General features: G+C 64.3%; 3 protein-coding genes and 1 pseudogene. 1 reads left to right on the plus strand and 3 read right to left on the minus strand.

Going from position 1 to position 3,015, the window contains the following annotated elements; all coding sequences use genetic code 11:
• The 3 genes and pseudogenes from mucB to rpoE form a co-directional block, all read right to left on the minus strand.
• Positions 1 to 264, minus strand: a pseudogene (gene mucB, locus FFS27_RS31065) (sigma factor AlgU regulator MucB); the annotation flags it as partial.
• 8 nt (positions 265 to 272) lie between these two features.
• Complete coding sequence (gene mucA, locus FFS27_RS31070; RefSeq protein WP_003101958.1) at positions 273 to 857, minus strand: anti-sigma factor MucA; 585 nt, start codon at positions 855 to 857, stop codon at positions 273 to 275.
• A 31-nt stretch (positions 858 to 888) separates the two neighbouring features.
• Positions 889 to 1,470, minus strand: coding sequence for an RNA polymerase sigma factor RpoE (gene rpoE / locus FFS27_RS31075; protein ID WP_003085543.1), 582 nt, complete (start codon positions 1,468 to 1,470; stop codon positions 889 to 891).
• 408 nt (positions 1,471 to 1,878) lie between these two features.
• Here rpoE and nadB point away from each other — a divergent pair.
• Positions 1,879 to 3,015, plus strand: a 1,137-nt coding sequence (gene nadB, locus FFS27_RS31080) for an L-aspartate oxidase (RefSeq protein WP_137952465.1), incomplete at its 3' end; no start/stop codon positions are given.

The raw sequence follows: 3,015 nt of genomic DNA on the forward strand, positions 1-3,015 counted from the left end.
GGTGCGCCCATCGACCCGGACCACTTCCTGGCGCGCGCCGTCGAGCTGGAGCAGGCGCTCGCGAACCGCGCCATCGCTCTCCACGCGATGCCAGATCTCATGGGTGGAGAAGCTGCCATTGCGCTCGTAGACGAAGGTGCCTTGGAAACTGTTCTGGCGATCGGCCTCGGCGAGACGATTCAGCCAGTCGGAAGCGTCGGCAGCCTGAGTGGCGGGAACCGCCATCAGGCTGCCAAGCAAAAGCAACAGGGAGGTGGTGCGCATGTCTCTCCTCAGCGGTTTTCCAGGCTGGCTGCCCGAGCGTAGGGCAGCGCGCTCTCTGTACCACTGACGGCGGATTGTTGCACGTGCTGACGCAGGTAGATCGGCAGACGCTGCTCATGCCAGCGGGTATCGCTGGACGAGGAGTTGGTGATCACCTGCGGCGCCCCCTGCTCTTCGCTGTAGCCGGCCAGCACGGCCGGGCCTTTCACCTGCGGCAGGGCGATCTGCGGGGTGGTCCCCTGTTGCGCCATCTGCGGCAGGGCGTCGTTCTGGTTGTACAGACGCACGCCGGCCAGCACCGCCAGGGTCACCGAGGCAGCGACCGCCAGGCGACCGACCATCCGCCACGGCCCCTTCTCCGCTTTCGGCGGAGCGGCCTCGTCGGCCAGGGCAGCCGAGACCGCCGCAGCGATATCCAGCTTCGGCAGGGTAGGCTCGCGGTGCATGACGGACCGCGCCAACTGGTAGCGCGACCAGGTGGAACGCAGCTCGGCATCCTCGCCGCAAGCTGCGAGCACCCGCCGCAACTCGAGTTCATCCGCTTCGTTATCCATCACAGCGGACAGAGTTTCCTGCAGGGCTTCACGACTCATAGCGATACCTCTCTTGGCATTTGCCGCTGTGTCAGGCTTCTCGCAACAAAGGCTGCAGAGCTTTGTCGATTGCTTCACGAGCGCGGAAGATCCGCGACCGCACCGTCCCCACCGGACACTGCATCACGGTGGCGATATCTTCGTAACTCAAACCTTCGAACTCGCGCAGGGTCAGGGCCGTGCGCAAATCCTCGGGCAACTGCTGGATGGTCTGGTGCACGGTGGCCTCGATCTCATCCCGCAACATCGCCCGTTCCGGCGATTCGATGTCCTTCAGGGCGTGGTCGCCCTCGAAGAACTCCGCATCCTCTGCGGTCACATCGCTGTCCGGCGGCCGACGCCCGCGAGCGACCAGGTGGTTCTTCGCGGTGTTGATGGCGATCCGATACAGCCAGGTATAAAAAGCACTATCGCCGCGGAAATTGCCGAGCGCGCGGTATGCCTTGATGAAGGCTTCCTGCGCTACGTCCTGGGCTTCCTGGGCGTCGTGCACGAACCGCACGATCAATCCCAGTATCTTGTGCTGGTATTTCAGTACCAGCAGATCGAAAGCCCGCTTGTCTCCGCGCTGTACCCGTTCAACCAGTTGCTGATCCTGTTCCTGGGTTAGCATGAAAGCTCCTCTTCGAACCTGGAGGAGCTTCGAGCGTCCCAGCGAATCGTCTTGCCAAGATAGACTCGGGCTTCTTGCAAAAGTTCTCCCCTCCAAGCATGCGTCACGAGTTTTTTCCTCGCTCGTGACGTGCGGCCCCGGACATCGTGTCCGGGCCCCGCGAAAATGGATTGCATCGGGCTCAGGGCCCGGCCTCTGTGCCGCTGGGTAGGCCAACCGGACGAGGTCTTCAGGCATCCTGCTTTGGAACCGATGCGTCTAAGAAAGTTCCAGCACTACATCGCCCCGCTCTGATGACGCCTGCCGATGACAGGCCCGCAGCTCATCCGCCGGACCGGCAGCGGGGGTGCGCTATTGTGCCGCCAGGCCCTTCTATATACTAGGGCTCCACCACGGGGAAATGCGGGCATGAGCCAACATTATCAACACGATGTACTGGTCATCGGCAGCGGCGCCGCCGGCCTGAGTCTGGCCCTGACCCTTCCGGAACACCTGCGCATCGCCGTCCTCAGCAAGGGCGAACTGTCGCAGGGCTCGACTTACTGGGCCCAGGGCGGCGTGGCCGCCGTGCTGGACGATACCGACACCGTGGAATCCCACGTCGAGGACACCCTGGTCGCCGGTGGCGGCCTGTGCCGCGAGGACGCGGTGCGCTTCACCGTGGAGCATAGCCGCGAAGCGATCCAGTGGCTGATCGAACAGGGGGTGCCCTTCACCCGCGACGAGCAGCACAACCACGAGGAAGGCAGCTTCGAATACCACCTGACCCGCGAAGGCGGGCACAGCCACCGGCGCATCATCCATGCCGCCGACGCCACCGGCGCCGCGATCTTCAATACCTTGCTGGCCCAGGCCCGGCGGCGACCGAACATCGAGTTGCTGTCGCAGCGAGTGGCGGTCGACCTGATCACCGAGCGCAAGCTAGGCCTGCCGAGCAAGCGCTGCCTGGGCGCCTACGTGCTGAATCGGGAAAGCGGCGAAGTCGATACCTTCCGTGCCCGCTTCAGCGTGCTGGCCTCCGGCGGCGCGAGCAAGGTCTACCTTTATACCAGCAATCCCGACGGCAACTCCGGCGACGGTATCGCCATGGCCTGGCGCGCCGGCTGCCGGGTCGGCAACCTGGAATTCAACCAGTTCCATCCGACCTGCCTGTACCACCCGCAGGCCAAGAGTTTCCTCATCACCGAGGCATTGCGCGGCGAAGGCGCCCTGCTCCGCCTGCCCAATGGCGAGCGTTTCATGCCGCGCTTCGATCCGCGTGGCGAACTGGCGCCCCGGGACATCGTGGCCCGCGCCATCGACCATGAAATGAAGCGCCTGGGGATCGACTGCGTCTACCTGGACATCAGCCACAAGCCGGCCGAGTTCATCAAGGCGCACTTCCCCACCGTCTACGAGCGCTGCCTGGACTTCGGCATCGACATTACCCAGCAACCGATCCCGGTAGTGCCAGCCGCGCACTATACCTGCGGCGGCGTGCTCGTCGACCAGCACGGGCATACCGACGTGCCAGGCCTCTACGCCATCGGCGAGACCACCTTCACC

The organism is Pseudomonas sp. 2VD, from assembly GCF_005503585.1.
Classification (GTDB): domain Bacteria; phylum Pseudomonadota; class Gammaproteobacteria; order Pseudomonadales; family Pseudomonadaceae; genus Pseudomonas; species Pseudomonas aeruginosa.